General features: G+C 72.0%; 12 protein-coding genes. 8 read left to right on the forward strand and 4 right to left on the reverse strand.

Translation table 11 applies throughout. The features are described from left to right. Positions 1-123: 123 nt before the first annotated feature. Positions 124-1,554 (forward strand): sugar porter family MFS transporter, encoded by a 1,431-nt coding sequence (locus tag AB0447_RS20090; protein WP_366478034.1) that lies wholly within the window; start codon positions 124-126, stop codon positions 1,552-1,554. Between the two features lie 46 nt (positions 1,555-1,600). Here the strand turns inward: AB0447_RS20090 and AB0447_RS20095 are convergent, their stop codons facing one another. Continuing rightward, complete coding sequence (locus AB0447_RS20095) at positions 1,601-2,587, reverse strand: LLM class flavin-dependent oxidoreductase (RefSeq protein ID WP_366478035.1); 987 nt, start codon at positions 2,585-2,587, stop codon at positions 1,601-1,603. A 61-nt stretch (positions 2,588-2,648) separates the two neighbouring features. Continuing rightward, positions 2,649-4,112 (reverse strand): cytosine permease, encoded by a 1,464-nt coding sequence (locus AB0447_RS20100; RefSeq protein ID WP_366478036.1) that lies wholly within the window; start codon positions 4,110-4,112, stop codon positions 2,649-2,651. A 137-nt stretch (positions 4,113-4,249) separates the two neighbouring features. On the opposite strand from AB0447_RS20100, the gene ftsY reads away from it, so the two are divergent. Further along, entirely contained in the window at positions 4,250-5,467 is a 1,218-nt protein-coding gene (gene ftsY, locus AB0447_RS20105; protein ID WP_366478037.1) for a signal recognition particle-docking protein FtsY, read from the forward strand. A 145-nt stretch (positions 5,468-5,612) separates the two neighbouring features. Here ftsY and AB0447_RS20110 read toward each other — a convergent pair whose 3' ends face one another. Beyond that, the gene (locus AB0447_RS20110) at positions 5,613-6,281 is read right to left on the reverse strand and encodes a bifunctional DNA primase/polymerase (protein ID WP_366478101.1); all 669 of its coding nucleotides are present in this window, start codon (positions 6,279-6,281) and stop codon (positions 5,613-5,615) included. 334 nt (positions 6,282-6,615) lie between these two features. Between AB0447_RS20110 and AB0447_RS20115 the strand changes: the two genes are divergently transcribed. The 6 genes from AB0447_RS20115 (at position 6,616) to ftsH (ending at position 16,558) form a co-directional block, all read left to right on the forward strand. Continuing rightward, positions 6,616-8,109, forward strand: coding sequence for a hypothetical protein (locus AB0447_RS20115; protein WP_366478038.1), 1,494 nt, complete (start codon positions 6,616-6,618; stop codon positions 8,107-8,109). A gap of 283 nt (positions 8,110-8,392) precedes the next feature. After that, positions 8,393-9,742, forward strand: coding sequence for an ammonium transporter (locus AB0447_RS20120; protein ID WP_366478039.1), 1,350 nt, complete (start codon positions 8,393-8,395; stop codon positions 9,740-9,742). Further along, a complete protein-coding gene (locus AB0447_RS20125; protein ID WP_366478040.1) occupies positions 9,739-10,077 on the forward strand; it encodes a P-II family nitrogen regulator in 339 nt (112 codons plus the stop codon). Before AB0447_RS20120 ends, AB0447_RS20125 begins: the two co-directional genes overlap by 4 nt. Before the next feature lie 17 nt (positions 10,078-10,094). Further along, positions 10,095-12,530 carry a [protein-PII] uridylyltransferase gene (locus AB0447_RS20130; protein WP_366478041.1) on the forward strand — a complete coding sequence of 812 codons (2,436 nt, stop codon included), beginning with the start codon at positions 10,095-10,097 and terminating at the stop codon, positions 12,528-12,530. 369 nt (positions 12,531-12,899) lie between these two features. Continuing rightward, complete coding sequence (gene ffh / locus AB0447_RS20135) at positions 12,900-14,462, forward strand: signal recognition particle protein (RefSeq protein WP_366478042.1); 1,563 nt, start codon at positions 12,900-12,902, stop codon at positions 14,460-14,462. A gap of 137 nt (positions 14,463-14,599) precedes the next feature. Then, on the forward strand, positions 14,600-16,558 hold the full coding sequence (gene ftsH / locus AB0447_RS20140; protein WP_366478043.1) for an ATP-dependent zinc metalloprotease FtsH: 1,959 nt from the start codon (positions 14,600-14,602) through the stop codon (positions 16,556-16,558). Here the strand turns inward: ftsH and AB0447_RS20145 are convergent, their stop codons facing one another. Next, positions 16,559-17,224: a methyltransferase type 11 gene (locus AB0447_RS20145; protein WP_366478044.1), complete on the reverse strand. Its 666-nt coding sequence runs from the start codon at positions 17,222-17,224 to the stop codon at positions 16,559-16,561. It lies immediately after the preceding gene. Between the last annotated feature and the right edge of the window lie 85 nt (positions 17,225-17,309).

The following is a 17,309-nucleotide window of genomic DNA, read 5'->3' on the forward strand; positions in this document are numbered from 1 at the left end:
CCCCGCCCCTTGACTTCAGAAACTGAACACATAGGCTCGCTCCGCTGTCTCCCGCCTTCGGGTGGTGCAAGATCGTGAACCATGCGCCACTGGGAGGACGGACAAAACCCCACGGAGCACACCTTGACCAGCACAGCGCCGGCCTCGGCGTCAGGCGGCGGACCCACCTCGCAGCCCGACCATCTCGGCCACGTCATCTTCATCACCGCGGCCGCCGCGATGGGCGGTTTCCTCTTCGGCTACGACAGTTCCGTCATCAACGGAGCCGTCGTCGCCATCCGGGAGCGCTTCGACATCGGCTCCGAGGCGCTCGCCCAGGTGATCGCCGCAGCCCTCATCGGCTGCGCGCTCGGCGCCGCGACGGCCGGCCGGATCGCGGACCGGATCGGGCGCATCCGCTGCATGCAGATCGCCGCCGTGCTCTTCACCGCCAGCGCGATCGGCTCGGCGGTCCCCTTCGCCCTCTGGGACCTCGCCATGTGGCGGGTCATCGGCGGATTCGGCATCGGCATGGCCTCGGTCATCGGCCCGGCCTACATCGCCGAAGTCTCCCCGCCCGCCTACCGAGGCCGGCTGGCCTCCTTCCAGCAGGCCGCGATCGTCATCGGCATCGCGATCTCGCAGCTGGTCAACTGGGGCATCCTCAACCTGGCCGACGGCGACCAGCGCGGCGAGATCGGCGGCCTGGAGGCCTGGCAGTGGATGCTGGGCGTGATGGTGGTCCCCGCCGTCCTCTACGGCCTGCTGTCCTTCGTCATTCCCGAGTCCCCGCGCTTCCTGATCTCCGTCGGCCGCACCGAGCAGGCCAAAAAGGTCCTCAGCGAGGTCGAGGGCACCGGGATCGACCTGGACGCGCGGGTCCACGAGATCGACCTGGCCATGCGCTCCGAGCACAAGTCCACCTTCAAGGACCTGCTCGGCGGCCGCTTCGGCCTGATGCCCATCGTCTGGATCGGCATCGGCCTGTCGGTCTTCCAGCAGCTCGTCGGCATCAACGTGATCTTCTACTACAGCTCCTCGCTGTGGCAGTCCGTCGGCATCGACCCGACCAGCTCGTTCCTGTACTCCTTCACCACCTCGATCATCAACATCATCGGCACGGTGATCGCGATGATCTTCGTCGACCGGCTCGGCCGCAAGCCGCTCGCCCTCATCGGCTCCGTCGGCATGGCGATCTCCCTCGGACTCGCCGCCTGGGCGTTCTCCTACAAGACGGGAACCGGCGACAACATCTCCATGCCCGACACCCAGGGCACCGTCGCGCTCGTCGCCGCGCACTGCTTCGTGCTCTTCTTCGCCCTCTCCTGGGGCGTGGTCGTCTGGGTGCTGCTCGGCGAGATGTTCCCCAACCGCATCCGGGCCGCGGCGCTCGGCGTGGCCGCCGCCGCCCAGTGGGTGGCCAACTGGCTGATCACCGTCACGTTCCCGACGCTGTCGGACTGGAACCTGTCCGGCGCCTACGTCATCTACACGGTCTTCGCCGTGCTCTCGATCCCCTTCATCCTCAAATGGGTGCCGGAGACCAAGGGCAAGGCGCTGGAGGAGATGGGGTAACCATCCCCGCCACCACCCCACTCCTCATGCGGGTCACTGCCCCGGTTCAGTCCTTGAGCCGGGGCAGTACCTGTTCGCAGAGCAGCTGCAGGCTGCGCCAGCCCTCGTCGACCGGCATCCCGCCGCACAGCGGATGCAGCACCAGGTTCCCGGCCTCGCCCGCGCCCCGCGCGTACGCCACGGCCTCCTCCGGCGACAGGATCCGGTAGACCCCCTCCGCCCGCAGCTCCGCCACCGTCCGGGCACCGGAGCGGACCGCCGAGCGGATGTCCTTGGACTGCCACGAGGCGTACATGCCCGCCTCGTGCAGGAAGTGCCCGCCGTACTCGGCCCAGGCCCGGTCCGGGTCCTCGGCGATGTGCAGCAGCGGGGTCTCGGCCGCCGGCATCATGCAGAACCCCTCCGTCCCGTACTCCGCCAGCTTCCCCTGGTAGTACGCCTCCAGCTCCGGCAGGTGGGCACTGGGGAAGAAGGGCAGCCCGAGCCGGGCCGCGCGCCGGGCCGCCGCCTGCGAGCTGCCGCCGACCAGCAGCAGCGGATGCGGACGGGTGAAGGGCACCGGCGTCACCTTCACGGTCCGGCCGCGGAACACGAAGGGCTCTCCGGTCCAGGCCTTGAGCAGAGTCTCCAGCAGCTCGTCCTGGAGCCGGCCGCGCCGGCCCCACTCCACGCCGTGCTGCTCGTACTCCTGCGGCCGGTAGCCGATGCCGGCCACCGTCACCAGCCGCCCGCCGCTGAGCAGGTCCAGCACCGCGATGTCCTCGGCGACCTTCAGCGGGTCGTGGAGCGGGCCGATGATCGCCGAGACGGTGACCGCGATCCGGCGGGTGGCGCCGAAGACCGCGCCAGCGAAGGCGAAGGGGGAGGGCAGCCAGTTGTTGTCCGTGCCGTGGTGCTCCTCGGTCTGGACGGTGTCGATGCCGCGGTCGTCGGCGTACTTCGCCATCTCCAGCGCCGCCCGGTAGCGGGCGGAGAGGGTCTCGGGGGTGCCGTTCGGGTCGACGAGATTGAACCGGGCCACGGTGATGGGCATGGAGAGTCCCCCTCCGCCGATGTGGTGTGGGTGGCGAAGGGGGACGGTAGCTGACGTGGCGTCAGTTGGACAGGGATCCGGCGAGCTCGCGCCCGCCCTCACCGGCGGGCGTGGCCGGCTCCGGCTGCGCCGAGCGCGGCAGTACGGCGTACAGCACGGCCGAGGTCAGAATGCCGGCGGCCCAGCCCAGCCCGTTCTCGCCGATCCAGGTGGCGGCCAGCGGGCCGCTGAACCAGTCCACCTTGGTGAAGAGCAGGCCGACGGCCAGGGCGACCGCCCAGGCGGTCATGGCCTGCCAGGCGAAACCGCCCCGGTACCAGTAGGCGCTGGTGCGGGTGGTGTCCAACAGGGCCTCGGCGTCGTACGTCCGGCGGCGCAGCATGTCCACGCCGAAGACGCCGATCCAGGCCGAGAACGCCACCGCCAGCAGGGTCAGGAAGGAGATGAACGAGCCGAAGAAGCTGGTGGCCACCACCATCAGCAGGAAGCCGAAGACCAGGCTGATGACGGCGTTGACGCTGACCGCCCACGCCCGCGGCACCTTGATGCCGAGGGTCTGCGCGGTGAAACCGGCCGAGTACATCGACATCGAGTTGATCAGCAGCATGCCGACGAGGGCGATCAGCAGGTACGGGACCGCGATCCAGGTGGGCAGCAGCTCGCCGATGAAGGACACCGGATCCTGGGCGCTCGCCAGGTCCGGGGTGCCGACCGCCATCACCGCGCCCATCAGGACCATCGGAATGACCACCACGGCCGCGCCGCCGATGGTCGCGCCGACCATGCCCCGGGAGGAGGCGGTGCGCGGCAGGTAGCGGGTGAAATCGGGACCGGAGGGGACCCAGCTGATGCCGCCCGCCGCGATGGTGCCGATGCCCGCGATCATCATCGCGGTCGAACCGGCCGGCTTGTCGAAGACCGCGGACCATGCCGTGTCGAAGACGAGGTAGCCGAGGACCAGCACGCTGAACGCGCCGAAGAGGTAGGTCGACCACTTCGAGCAGACCCGCAGCGCGTTGATGCCGAGACCGGAGACCAGGAAGGTGCAGCCGACGAACAGCAGCAGGGTGACCACGATCAGCAGGGTGCTGCTCTTGATGCCGAAGAGCAGGTCCAGCACGGTCAGGAGGGCGTAGGCGCCGCTGACCGCGTTGATGGTCTCCCAGCCCCAGCGGGCGATCCAGATCAGCGAGCCCGGGAAGAGGTTACCGCGCTGGCCGAACACGGCCCGGGACAGGGCCATGCCGGGGGCGCCGCCGCGCTTCCCGGCGATGGAGATCAGGCCCACGATGCCGTACGAGACCACGGGCGCGGCGACGGCGACGGTCAGCACCTGCCAGAAGTTCAGCCCGTTGAAGATGACCAGTCCGGCGCCCATGGTCAGCAGCAGCACGCTGATGTTGGCGGCCACCCAGGTCGGGACGAGATCGCGGACGCGGCCGGTGCGCTCGCCGTCGGGGACGGGCTCGAGGCCGCGGGTCTCTATCGCGCTGTCGGTCGCGCCGTCGGTGGCCTCGGCAGGCATGCGTGCTCCGTGGGGGTGTGGGGGGAGTTGTCCATCATCGTAGATTTCGAACGAAAAGTATAAACAGGGGCTTAAGCCCTTGTCGTAACCTCCGGCTACCGGGGTGCGGGGCTGCGGTGGCCGATACTGGTGGGGTTATGGACATCCTCATCCTTGCTGTAGTCATCGCCCTGGTCGCGGTCGGCGCGATCAGCGGGCTCGTGGTCAGCAGCCGCAAGAAGAAGCAGCTGCCGCCCCCGGCGCCGTCGAGCACGCCGACCATCACTGCCCCGCCCGCCGAACCGCAGGTCGGGGAGGACGCCGCCCCGACGACGGAAGAGCCGCGCCGCACCATCGAGGAGGTCGCACTCCCGGACGCGCAGACCGCGACCGAGGCGCCGGTCGCCGTCGAGGAGCCGGTCGTCGAGGCCCCGCCCGCGATCGAGGTGCCCGAGCCCACCGCCGGGCGGCTGGTCCGGCTGCGCGCCCGCCTCGCACGCTCCCAGAACACCCTCGGTAAGGGCCTGCTGACGCTGCTCTCCCGGGAGCACCTCGACGAGGACACCTGGGAGGAGATCGAGGAGATCCTGCTGACCGCGGACGTCGGCGTGATCCCGACCCAGGAGCTCGTCGACCGGCTCCGCGAGCGGGTCAAGGTGCTCGGCACCCGCACCCCGGACGAGCTGCGCGCCCTGCTGCGCGAGGAGCTCATCACCCTCGTCGGCCCGGACATGGACCGCGTGGTCAAGACCGAGAGCGGCCTGGACACCCCGGGCGTGATCATGGTCGTGGGCGTCAACGGCACCGGCAAGACCACCACCACCGGCAAGCTGGCCCGGGTCCTGGTCGCCGACGGCCGCAGCGTGGTGCTGGGCGCGGCGGACACCTTCCGGGCCGCCGCCGCCGACCAGCTGCAGACCTGGGGCGAGCGGGTCGGCGCCCGCACGGTGCGCGGCCCCGAGGGCGGCGACCCGGCGTCGATCGCCTTCGACGCGGTCAAGGAGGGCATCGCCGAGGGCGCGGACGTCGTACTCATCGACACCGCGGGCCGGCTGCACACCAAGACCGGGCTCATGGACGAGCTCGGCAAGGTCAAGCGCGTGGTGGAGAAGCACGGCCCGCTGGACGAGATCCTGCTCGTCCTGGACGCCACCACCGGTCAGAACGGCCTGACCCAGGCCCGCGTCTTCGCCGAGGTCGTGGACATCACCGGCATCGTGCTCACCAAGCTCGACGGCACCGCCAAGGGCGGCATCGTGGTCGCGGTCCAGCGCGAGCTGGGCGTCCCGGTCAAGCTGATCGGCCTCGGTGAGGGTCCGGACGACCTGGCCCCGTTCGAGCCGGCCGCCTTCGTCGACGCCCTGATCGGCGACTGACCGAGTCCCCCGACCCGGCAGCAGCCGCAATCGGCAGCAGCCGTACGTCGCCCCCGGGCCCCCGCGCTTCGCCAGAAGCCCGGGGGCCCTGCCACACCCGGAGCCCCGCTCCGCCCGGCGGTCGCAGCGGTGCCCCGGGCAGCCCCTACCGCCGGAAGCGGTGGCAGATGTACGCCAGGGTGCCCAGCAGCAGCCGGGCCTGCGGCGGGCAGCCCGCCGTGTCCAGGGCCGGGGGACGGAGCCAGGCGACCGGGCCCAGGCCAGCGTGGTCCGAGGGCGGGGCCGTCAGGAAGGAGCCTTCGCCCAGGGCGCGGAGGTCGAGGTCGGCGTCGTCCCAGCCCATCCGGTACAGCAGCTGCGGCAGCTCCGCCGCCGCACCAGCGGCCACGAAGAACTGGGCCCGGCCGTCCGGGGTGGTGGTCACCGGGCCGAGCGGCAGCCCCATCCGCTCCAGCCGGACCAGCGCGCGCCGGCCCGCCTCCTCAGCGACCTCGATGAGGTCGAAGGTCCGGCCGGCCGGCAGCAGCACGGCCGCGCCCGGGTAGTCCGCCCAGGCCTCCGTCGCCTCGTCCAGGGTCGCGCCCGCCGGAACCAGCGGCGCGCCGGACAGCGGGTGGGCTCCCGGCGCCGCGCATTCCCGATCGCCGCAGGAGCAGTCCCGGGCCGGGCCGGCGGCGCGGGCCCCGGGGACCGCGTCCCAGCCCCACAGGCCGGTGTACTCCGCCACCGCCGTGCACTCCGACATCCGGCCGCGACGCCGGGCGCCGGTCCGGAACTCCCTGGTGCCCCGGCTGCCGCCGATCGTGAAGCCCATGCCCATGCCCATGCCCCCTCCAACGGGTCCGGTCGGCGGGTGGTTACGCGCCCCACTCCCAGCCACTGCGTGCCATTGCGGCGGTTCTGTGTCCAGTGAATCGCGCCCGACGGGTGGCGAGTTCATTCGAAGGGGTGGCGAATGGTGGCGTTTCTGGAAACGGGCTCGCCGTGGGGGTGATCGTAGGATTACTTTCGGTACACGAACCTCGACGGCCACCCCATCCGTGGGTATGCCGGAGGCAATCCGTGAAGGGCTTGTGAAGGCCCGTGGAGGGCCACCCGGGCCCCGCCAGGGTTCGTGTGTAGAGGCTTGAGCGGATGGGGGCGTTCCAGTGAGCGGCAACGACGCAAGCGGAACGAACGCGATCGCGGAGTCGGCTGCCCGCAACGAACAGCTGACCTCCTGGTTCGTACGCAGCGGTTGGTCCAAGGGCGAACTCGCCCGCCAGGTGAACCGCCGCGCCCGCCAGATGGGCGCCCACCACATCAGCACGGACACCTCCCGGGTCCGCCGCTGGCTCGACGGCGAACAGCCCCGCGAGCCCGTCCCGCGCATCCTCTCCGAGCTGTTCTCCGAACGCTTCGGCACCGTCGTCGCCATCGAGAACCTCGGCCTGCGCACCGCCCACCAGACCCCGTCCGTCTCCGGCGTCGACCTCCCCTGGGCAGGCCCCCAGACCGTCGAGCTGCTCGGCGAGTTCTCCCGCAGTGACCTGATGCTCGCCCGCCGCGGCTTCCTCGGGACCTCGCTCGCCCTGTCCGCCGGCCCCGCCCTCATCGAGCCCATGCAGCGCTGGCTCGTCCCGGTCCCGGCCGCCGACCCCGGACCGCGCGAGGAGGGGCCGGTGGGCCTCACCGGCCGCCGGCCGCCCCGGCTCTCCGAACCGGAGCTCGACCTCCTCGAAGCCACCACCGTGATGTTCCGGCAGTGGGACGCCCAGTGCGGCGGCGGACTGCGCCGCAAAGCCGTCGTCGGCCAGCTCCACGAGGTCACCGACCTGCTCCAGGAGAACCACCCGGCGCCCGTCGCCAAACGCCTCTTCAAGGTCGCCGCCGAACTCGCCGAACTCGCCGGCTGGATGAGCTACGACGTCGGGCTGCACCCCACCGCCCAGAAGTACTTCGTGCTCGCCCTGCACGCCTCCAAGGAGGCCGGGGACAAACCGCTCGGCTCGTACATCCTCTCCAACATGAGCCGCCAGATGATCCACCTCGGCCGCCCCGAGGACGCCCTGGAACTCATCCACCTCGCCCAGTACGGCAGCCGCGACTGCGCCGGCCCCCGCACCCAGGCCATGCTGTATGCGATGGAGGCCCGCGCCTACGCCAACATGGGCCAGCCCAGCCGCTGCAAGCGGGCCGTCCGAATGGCCGAGGACACCTTCGGCGACGCCGGCCTCGGCGGCGAACCCGAGCCCGACTGGATCCGCTTCTTCTCCGAGGCCGAACTCAACGGCGAGAACGCCCACTCCTACCGCGACCTGGCCTACGTGGCCGGGCGCAGCCCCACCTACGCCTCACTCGCCGAACCCGTCATGGAACGGGCCGTCGAACTCTTCGCCAAGGACGAGGAGCACCAGCGCTCCTACGCCCTCAACCTCATCGGCATGGCCACGGTGCACCTGCTCCAGCGCCAGCCCGAGCAGGCCACCGCCCTCGTCGGCCAAGCCCTCGACGTGGCCGAAAAGGTACGGTCCGAGCGGGTGAACACCCGGCTCCGCAAGACCGTCGACACCGCCGCCCGTGAGTACGGCGACATCGCCGAGGTGGTCCGGCTCACCGACCACCTCGCCGCCCGCCTCCCCGAGTCCGCGGAGGCCGTCTGAGACCCCGGCCGCGGCAGGCACCCCGCGAAGCCCGATCAGGCTCTCCCACGCCAGGTCATCCGGGCCCCGCCGCGGCCGGACACGGCGATCACATGTTCATGGGCACGTAACACGCCCGACCTCTTCGTCACCGTCGCGAAACACCGAGCGGCACCGCCGGAAACCGGCCTGCGCGAATCTCATGGCCAATAACCGGCCAGTCGCCACCCGGCCGAGAACACGCCGCCGCTCAGGTTTCACACGATCGCCCGCACGCGAACGTACCGACGACGAGGAGACGCCGATGGCACCATCAGCCATCACGACCCTTGCCGCAGACGCCCCGACGCTGTCTGCCGCGAACACCGGGTTCATGCTCATCTGCTCCGCACTGGTCATGCTGATGACCCCGGGGCTCGCCTTCTTCTACGGAGGCATGGTCCGCGTCAAGAGCAGCCTGAACATGCTGATGATGAGTTTCATCAGCCTGGGGATCGTCACGATCCTCTGGGTCCTCTTCGGCTTCAGCCTCGCCTTCGGCTCCGACATCGGCTCCGTCATCGGCTGGTCCTCCGAGTACGTCGGCCTCAGCGGCCTCGGCCTCACCCAGCTCTGGGACGGCTACACCATCCCGGTGTACGTCTTCGCCGTCTTCCAGCTGATGTTCGCCATCATCACCCCGGCCCTCATCAGCGGCGCCCTCGCCGACCGCGTCAAGTTCTCCGCCTGGGCCCTCTTCATCACCCTCTGGGTCACGGTCGTCTACTTCCCCGTCGCCCACTGGGTCTGGGGCGCCGGCGGCTGGCTCTTCGAGATGGGCGTCATCGACTTCGCCGGCGGCACCGCCGTCCACATCAACGCCGGCGCCGCCGCCCTCGGCGTGATCCTCGTCATCGGCAAGCGCGTCGGATTCAAGAAGGACCCGATGCGGCCGCACAGCCTGCCGCTGGTCATGCTCGGCGCGGGCCTCCTCTGGTTCGGCTGGTTCGGCTTCAACGCCGGCTCCTGGCTCGGCAACGACGACGGCATCGGCGCCGTCATGTTCCTCAACACCCAGGTCGCCACCGCCGCCGCCATGCTCTCCTGGCTGGCGTACGAGAAGATCCGCCACGGCGCCTGCACCACCCTCGGTGCCGCCTCCGGCGCGGTCGCCGGCCTCGTCGCCATCACCCCCTCCGGCGGCTCCTGCTCCCCGCTCGGCGCCATCGCGATCGGCGCCATCGCCGGCCTGCTCTGCGCCATGGCCGTCGGACTCAAGTACAAGTTCGGCTACGACGACTCCCTCGACGTGGTCGGCGTCCACCTGGTCGGCGGCATCCTCGGCTCCCTCCTCGTCGGCTTCTTCGCCACCGGCGGAGTCCAGTCCGACGCGGCCGGCCTCTTCTACGGCGGCGGCCTCGAACAGCTGGGCAAGCAGGCCATCGGAGTCTTCTCCGTCCTCGCCTACTCTCTGATCGCGTCCGCGCTGCTCGCCTTCCTCCTCGACAAGACGATCGGCATGCGGGTCAGCGAGGACGACGAGGTGTCCGGCATCGACCAGGTCGAACACGCCGAGACCGCCTACGACTTCAGCGGAGCCGGCGGCGGCGCCTCCTCGCGCAGCACCGCCGTACCCGCCCCCGCAGTCCAGCACTCGAAGAAGGTCGACGCATGAAGCTCATCACCGCGATCGTGAAGCCGCACAAACTGGACGAGATCAAGGGCGCACTCCAGGAGTTCGGCGTCCAGGGGCTCACGGTCTCCGAGGCCAGCGGATACGGCCGCCAGCGCGGCCACACCGAGGTCTACCGCGGCGCCGAGTACACCATCGACCTGGTCCCCAAGATCCGCATCGAGATCCTCGTCGAGGACGACGCGGCCGAGGACGTCATGGGTGTCGTGGTATCCGCCGCCCAGACCGGCAAGATCGGTGACGGCAAGGTGTGGAGCGTTCCGGTCGACGCGGTGGTCCGCGTCCGCACCGGCGAACGCGGCGCGGACGCCCTCTAGGTCTTGGGAGCGCTTGGGTGACGAGTGTCGAGAACACGACATCGGATACGACCGATCCGGCCGACTCGGGACCCAGCGGTTACGCCGCGGCCCGGCTGCGACTCCTCAACGAGGAGTCGCGGTCCGGGCCTTCCCGGCGTTCCGCCCTGGCCGGCCTGACCGACGACTGGCTGGCCGCCCTGTTCGCGGCCGCCGTCAAGGAGAGCGGCGTACGGGGTGCGGCCCTGGTCGCCGTCGGAGGCTACGGGCGCGCCGAGCTCTCCCCGCGCAGCGACCTCGACCTGCTGCTGCTCCACGACGGCAAGGCCGACCCCGCGGCCCTGTCCCGGCTCGCCGACCGGCTCTGGTACCCGGTCTGGGACCTGGGACTCGCTCTGGACCACTCGGTCCGCACCCCCTCCGAGGCCCGCAAGACGGCCGGCGAGGACCTCAAGGTCCACCTCGGCCTGCTCGACGCCCGCCCGGTCGCCGGCGACCTCGGCCTGCTCGCCGGGCTGCGCACCTCGGTGCTGGCCGACTGGCGCAACCAGGCCGCCCGGCGGCTGCCCCAGCTGCACTCGATGTGCCGGGACCGGGCCGAGCGGTGCGGCGAGCTCCGCTTCCTCCTCGAACCCGATCTGAAGGAGTCCCGCGGCGGCCTCCGGGACCTCGCAGCGCTGCGGGCCGTCGCCGCCTCCTGGCTGGCCGACGCCCCGCGCGAGGGCCTCGCCGAGGCCCGCCGGCGGCTGCTGGACGCCCGGGACGCCCTGCACCTGGTCACCGGCCGGGCCGGCGACCGGCTCTCCCTGCAGGAACAGGACCAGGTGGCGGCCCGGCTCGGCCTGCTCGACGCGGACGCGCTGCTCCGCGAGGTGTACGAGTCCGCGCGGGTCGTCGCGTACGCCGGGGACGTCACCTGGCGCGAGGTCGGCCGGGTGCTGCGGGCCCGCTCGGCCCGGCCCCGGCTCCGCGGACTCCTCGGCACCCGCAGCAGCGGGCCGGCCGAGCGGGCCCCGCTCGCCGAGGGCGTGGTCGAACAGGACGGCGAGGTGGGCCTGGCCCTGGCCGCCCGCCCGGACCGCGACCCGGTGCTGCCGCTCCGGCTCGGCGCGGCCGCCGCGCAGGCCGGACTGCCGGTCTCCCTGCACGCCGTACGCCGGCTGGCCGGGCAGGCACGTCCGCTGCCCGTGCCCTGGCCGGCCGAGGCCCGGGAGCAGCTGCTGACCCTGCTCGGCGCCGGGGAGCCGACCGTCGCCGTCTGGGAGGCGCTCGAAGCGGAAGGGATCATCTCCGGGCTCCTCCCGGACTGGGAGCGGGTCCGCTGCCGGCCGCAGCGCAACCCGGTGCACACCTGGACGGTGGACCGGCACCTGATCGAGACGGCCGTCCGGGCCTCGGCGATGACCCGCCGGGTGGGCCGCCCCGACCTGCTGCTCATGGCGGCCCTGCTGCACGACATCGGCAAGGGCTGGCCCGGCGACCACTCGGTGGCCGGCGAGACCATCGCCCGCGACGTCGCCGTCCGGGTCGGCTTCGAACCGGCCGACGCGGCGGTGCTGGCCACCCTGGTACGCCACCACCTGCTGCTCATCGACACCGCGACCCGGCGCGACCTGGACGACCCGGCCACCGTCCGCTCGGTGGCCGACGCCGTCGGCTCGGCCGGAACCCTGGAACTCCTGCACGCCCTCACCGAGGCCGATGCCCTGGCCACCGGCCCGGCGGCCTGGTCGGCCTGGCGGGGCTCGCTCGTCGCCGACCTGGTCCGCCGGGTGGCGGCCGTCCTGGACGGGGCGCCGGCCGCCCCCTCGGACCTCTCGCTGCCCGGCGCCGAGCAGGAACGCCTCGCCGTGGAGGCCCTGCGCACCGGCGAACCCGTCCTCACCCTGCACGCCCGGCAGGAGCCCGACGCGGTCGGCGTGGAGCTGGCGGTGGCCGTCCCCGACCAGCCCGGCGTGCTGCCCGCCGTGGCCGGGGTCCTCGCCCTGCACCGGCTGACCGTCCGGGCCGCCGACCTGCGCTCCGTGGAGCTGCCGGAGCAGCTGGGCGAGGTGCTGGTGCTGCGCTGGCGGGTGGCGGCCGAGTACGGCTCCCTCCCGGAGGCGGCCCGGCTGCGCGCGGACCTGGTCCGCGCGCTGGACGGCTCGCTGGACGTCCCGGCCAAACTGGCGGACCGCGAGGCGGCCTACCCGCGGCGGCGGGGCGTGGTGCCCCCGCCGCCCCGCGTGACGGTGGTCCCGGACGTCTCCTCCCTGGCCACGGTGCTGGAGGTCCGTGCCCCGGACGCGGTGGGGCTGCTGCACCGGATCGGGCGGGCGCTGGAGGACGCGGGGGTGCGCGTCCGCAGCGCGCACGTCTCGACCCTGGGGGCCAATGCGGTGGACACGGTGTACGTGGCCGACCCGGACGGCAAACCCCTCCCACCCGCGACCGCAGCAGCCCTGGCCTCAGCAGTCCAGTCCGCCCTGTCCTGACCGGCGTCGCCCCCGCCGCGCCGGGGGCGTCCGCTGCGCGGGGCTTTCCCCTCCCCGCCCCTTCCCGAACTGGGGCTCCGCCCCAGACCCCGCGCCTCAAACGCCGGCGGGGCTGGACATGCCGCTGCGCGGCATTCCAGCCCGCGCGGCGTTTGAGCGCACCGGCCGCGGCGCGCCGGACCGGGGGGCTGGGGGCTTGCCCCCCAGTTTCGGGAAGGGGCGGGGAGGGGAAAGCCCCGCGCAGCGGCTACGGCCGGGGCCGCGGGAACAGGGCAGGGCGGGGAATTGGCCCACAGGGCCGGGCAGGCGGCGCGGCCCGATACCCTGGGAGTCGACCTACCGCCCCCGACCCGAGGAATCGCGACCACCGTGTTCGATACGCTTTCCGACCGCCTCAGCGCGACCTTCAAGTCTCTCAGGGGCAAGGGCCGCCTCTCCGAGCAGGACATCGACGCCGCGGCCCGGGAAATCCGTATCGCCCTCCTCGAGGCCGACGTCGCCCTCCCGGTCGTCCGCTCCTTCATCTCGAACGTCAAGGAGCGCGCCCGCGGCGCCGAGGTCTCCAAGGCGCTCAACCCGGCCCAGCAGGTCCTCAAGATCGTCAACGAGGAGCTGGTCGGCATCCTCGGCGGCGAGACCCGCCGCCTGCGGTTCGCCAAGACCGCGCCCACCGTGATCATGCTCGCGGGTCTGCAGGGTGCCGGTAAGACCACCCTCGCCGGAAAGCTCGGCCACTGGCTCAAGAGCCAGGGCCACGCGCCCCTCCTCGTCGCCTGCGACCTCCAGCGCCCCAACGCCGTCAACCAGCTCAACATCGTCGCCGAGCGCGCCGGTGTCGGCTTCTACGGCCCGCAGCCGGGCAACGGCGTCGGTGACCCGGTCCAGGTCGCCAAGGACTCCGTCGAGTACGCGCGCACCAAGCAGTACGACATCGTCATCGTCGACACCGCCGGCCGCCTCGGCATCGACGCCGAGCTGATGCAGCAGGCCGCCGACATCCGCGACGCGGTCAGCCCCGACGAGATCCTCTTCGTCGTCGACGCCATGATCGGCCAGGACGCGGTCAACACCGCCGAGGCGTTCCGCGACGGCGTCGGCTTCGACGGCGTGGTGCTCTCCAAGCTCGACGGCGACGCCCGCGGCGGTGCCGCGCTCTCCGTCGCGCACGTCACCGGCAAGCAGATCATGTTCGCCTCGAACGGCGAGAAGCTCGACGACTTCGACGCCTTCCACCCGGACCGCATGGCGGGCCGGATCCTCGACATGGGTGACATGCTCACCCTGATCGAGCAGGCCGAGAAGACCTTCAGCCAGGCCGAGGCCGAGAAGATGGCGGCCAAGCTGGCGAAGGGGCCGAAGGAGTTCACGCTCGACGACTTCCTGGCCCAGATGGAGCAGGTCCGGAAGATGGGCTCCATCTCCAAGCTGCTCGGCATGCTCCCCGGCATGGGTCAGATCAAGGACCAGATCAACAACATCGACGAGCGCGACGTCGACCGCACGGCCGCCATCATCAAGTCGATGACCCCGGCCGAGCGCCACGACCCGACGATCATCAACGGCTCCCGCCGTGCCCGTATCGCCAAGGGCTCCGGTGTCGAGGTCAGCGCCGTCAAGAACCTCGTCGAGCGGTTCTTCGAGGCCCGCAAGATGATGTCCCGGATGGCCCAGGGCGGCGGCATGCCGGGGATGCCCGGCATCCCGGGCATGGGCGGCGGCCCCGGCCGGCAGAAGAAGCAGATCAAGCAGGCCAAGGGCAAGCGCAAGAGCGGCAACCCGATGAAGCGCAAGGCCGAGGAGGCCGCCGCGGCGGCCCGCCGCGAGCAGGGCCCGGCGGCCGTCGAGCCCGGTGCCGGCCCGTTCGGCCTGCCGGCCGGCGCCCCCGGCGAGGACTTCGAGCTCCCCGACGAGTTCAAGAAGTTCATGAAGTAGCAGCGCACGACAGAGCCGAACCGAAGGGGGCGGTGCGGGACATCCCGCACCGCCCCCTTCGGCATGCCCCGGATCGGCATCCGGGGAGATCCGGAGATCCCCGCAGGCATTGATCCTATTTGTCGCTTAATGTCGGCATGTCGGACGGAAGGACGGTTGAAGGAGGCCTCTTGCCCAGCCCCACCCCCGTGCCCCCGCGCGACCGGGCGGACACGCCCTGGCGGTCCGAAGGCGCACCGCCCACCCCGCCCCCGAAGAGGAAGATGCCCGGCGGCTGGCGCAGCCTGATCCTCGCCGCGCTGATCGTCTACCTGATCACCAACGTGGTGCTGTCCTTCTTCAACGAGGGCGACGAGCCGACCATCTCGTACACCGAGTTCAGCAAGCAGGTCGCCGCCGGCAACGTCGAGAAGATCTACTCCAAGGGCGACGCCATCCAGGGCCAGCTGAAGAACGGGCAGCCGGTGCCCGACGGCAAGGGCGACTACACCAAGTTCGTCACCCAGCGCCCGGCCTTCGCCGACGACAAGCTCTGGACCGACCTCACCGCCAAGGGCGTCACGGTCACCGCCTCCCCGGTCGTCGAACAGCGCAGCTTCCTCGCGAACCTGCTGCTCTCGCTCGCGCCGATGCTGCTGCTGGTCGCCCTCTGGCTGCTGATCGCCCGCCGGATGAGGGGCGCGATGGGCGGAGCGGGCGGGCTCGGCGGATTCGGCCGCAGAACCCCGCCCAAGCCGGTGGAGCTCGAAGGCGGCCGGCGGACCACCTTCGACGACGTGGCGGGCATCGACGAGGTCGAGAGCGAGCTCAGCGAGGTCGTCGACTTCCTCAAGAACCCGCAGGCCTACCGGAAGATGGGCGCCCGGATGCCCGGCGGAGTGCTGCTGGCGGGCCCACCCGGCACCGGCAAGACCCTGCTCGCCCGCGCCGTGGCCGGCGAGGCCGGCGTGCCGTTCTTCTCCGCCTCCGCCTCCGAGTTCATCGAGATGATCGTCGGCGTCGGCGCCTCACGCGTCCGCGAGCTGTTCTCCGAGGCCCGCAAGGTCGCCCCCGCGATCATCTTCATCGACGAGATCGACACCATCGGCCGGGCCCGCGGCGGCGGCAGCGGCATGGGCGGCCACGACGAGCGCGAGCAGACGCTCAACCAGATCCTCACCGAGATGGACGGCTTCTCCGGCTCCGAAGGCGTGGTCGTCCTGGCCGCCACCAACCGGATGGCCGTCCTCGACCCGGCCCTCACCCGGCCCGGCCGCTTCGACCGAACCGTCACCGTCTCCCCGCCCGACCGCGGCGGCCGCGAGGCCATCCTGCGCATCCACACCCGGGACATCCCCCTGGACCCCGGCGTGGACCTCGCCCAGGTGGCCCGCACCACCCCCGGCATGACCGGCGCCGAACTCGCCAACCTGGCCAACGAGGCGGCCCTGCTGGCCGTCAAGCGCAAGCAGGCCCAGGTCACCCAGACGGACCTGTCCGACGCCCTGGAGAAGGTCCAGCTCGGGGCGGAGCGGCCACTCGTCATGCCCGAAGAGGAACGCCGCCGCACCGCCTACCACGAGAGCGGCCACGCCCTGCTCGGCATGCTCCAGCCCGGCGCCGACCCGGTCCGCAAGATCACCATCGTGCCGCGCGGCCGGGCGCTCGGCGTCACCCTGTCCACCCCCGACGCCGACCGCTACTCGTACACCGAGCCGTACCTGCGCGGCCGGATCATCGGCGCGCTCGGCGGCATGGCCGCCGAACACGTGGTCTACGACGTCATCACCACCGGCGCCGAGAACGACCTCGAACAGGTGACGAACCTGGCCCGCGGCATGGTCGGCCGCTGGGGCATGAGCGAACGCGTCGGCCGCCTCACCGCCATCCCCGCCGACGGCGGGTCCCCGTACGGCCTGACCGCCGCGCCCGCCACCCTGGACGCGGTGGACCACGAGATGCGGCGGATCGTGGACGAGTGCTACGTGGAGGCCTGCCGCCTGCTGCGCGAGCACCGCGACCAGCTCGACGCCCTCGCCGCGGCCCTCCTCGCCAACGAGACGCTGGAGGAGGACGCGGCGTACGCGGCGGCGGGCATCCCGCGCCTCACCAAATAGCTACGGCACCCGGGCGACGACGTACCGGAAGATGTTCGGCAGCCAGACGGTGCCGTCCGCCCGCTCGTACGGGTGCAGTTCCTCGGTCAGCTCCTTCTCCGCCTGCCCGGGGTCCGACAGGTCGTACAGGCCCGTCGACAGCAGCCCCCGCACCGCGCTGCCCACGTCCGCGTAGCCGAACGGGCAGAACACCCGGCCCGAGCCGTCCGGCCGCAGCCCGGCCCGTTCCGCCAGCGCGTCCAGGTCCACCGGAGCCGGCAGGGCCGGCACCGTGCACCGCTCCGGCGGGCCCCAGCCCGCCAGCACCACGGCCCCGCCCCGCCGGACCCCCGGCAGGGCCGCCGCCAGGTCCGTCCGCCCGGGGGAGAAGGCCGTCAGCAGGCCGTACGGCTTCGCGGGCCGTTCCGGAGGCGCGGACAGCACCTCCAGGACCCGCTCCCGGGCCAGCTCCCGCAGGGCGGGCCGCGGCTCCACGCCGGTCACCCGGGCTCCCCGGCCGGCCGCGAGCAGCAGGCTCAGCCCGGCCCCGCAGTCCAGGCCGAGCACCCGGTCCCCGGGCCCGATCTCCAGCCGGTCGTACACCGCTTCGTACAGCGGTACCAGCATCCGTTCCTGGATCTCAGCCCAGTCCCGGGCGACGTTCGTCGCCGTCGGCGTCGGTGTCATCGAAAGAGCGCTCCTGATTCCTCTCGCCCCCTTGCCCCCGTTGCCAGAGAACTCCCACTTCGCCCCCGCGTCCAGAGGAACGCAC

It is taken from the genome of Streptomyces sp. NPDC051211 (assembly GCF_040689505.1).
GTDB lineage: Bacteria > Actinomycetota > Actinomycetes > Streptomycetales > Streptomycetaceae > Streptomyces.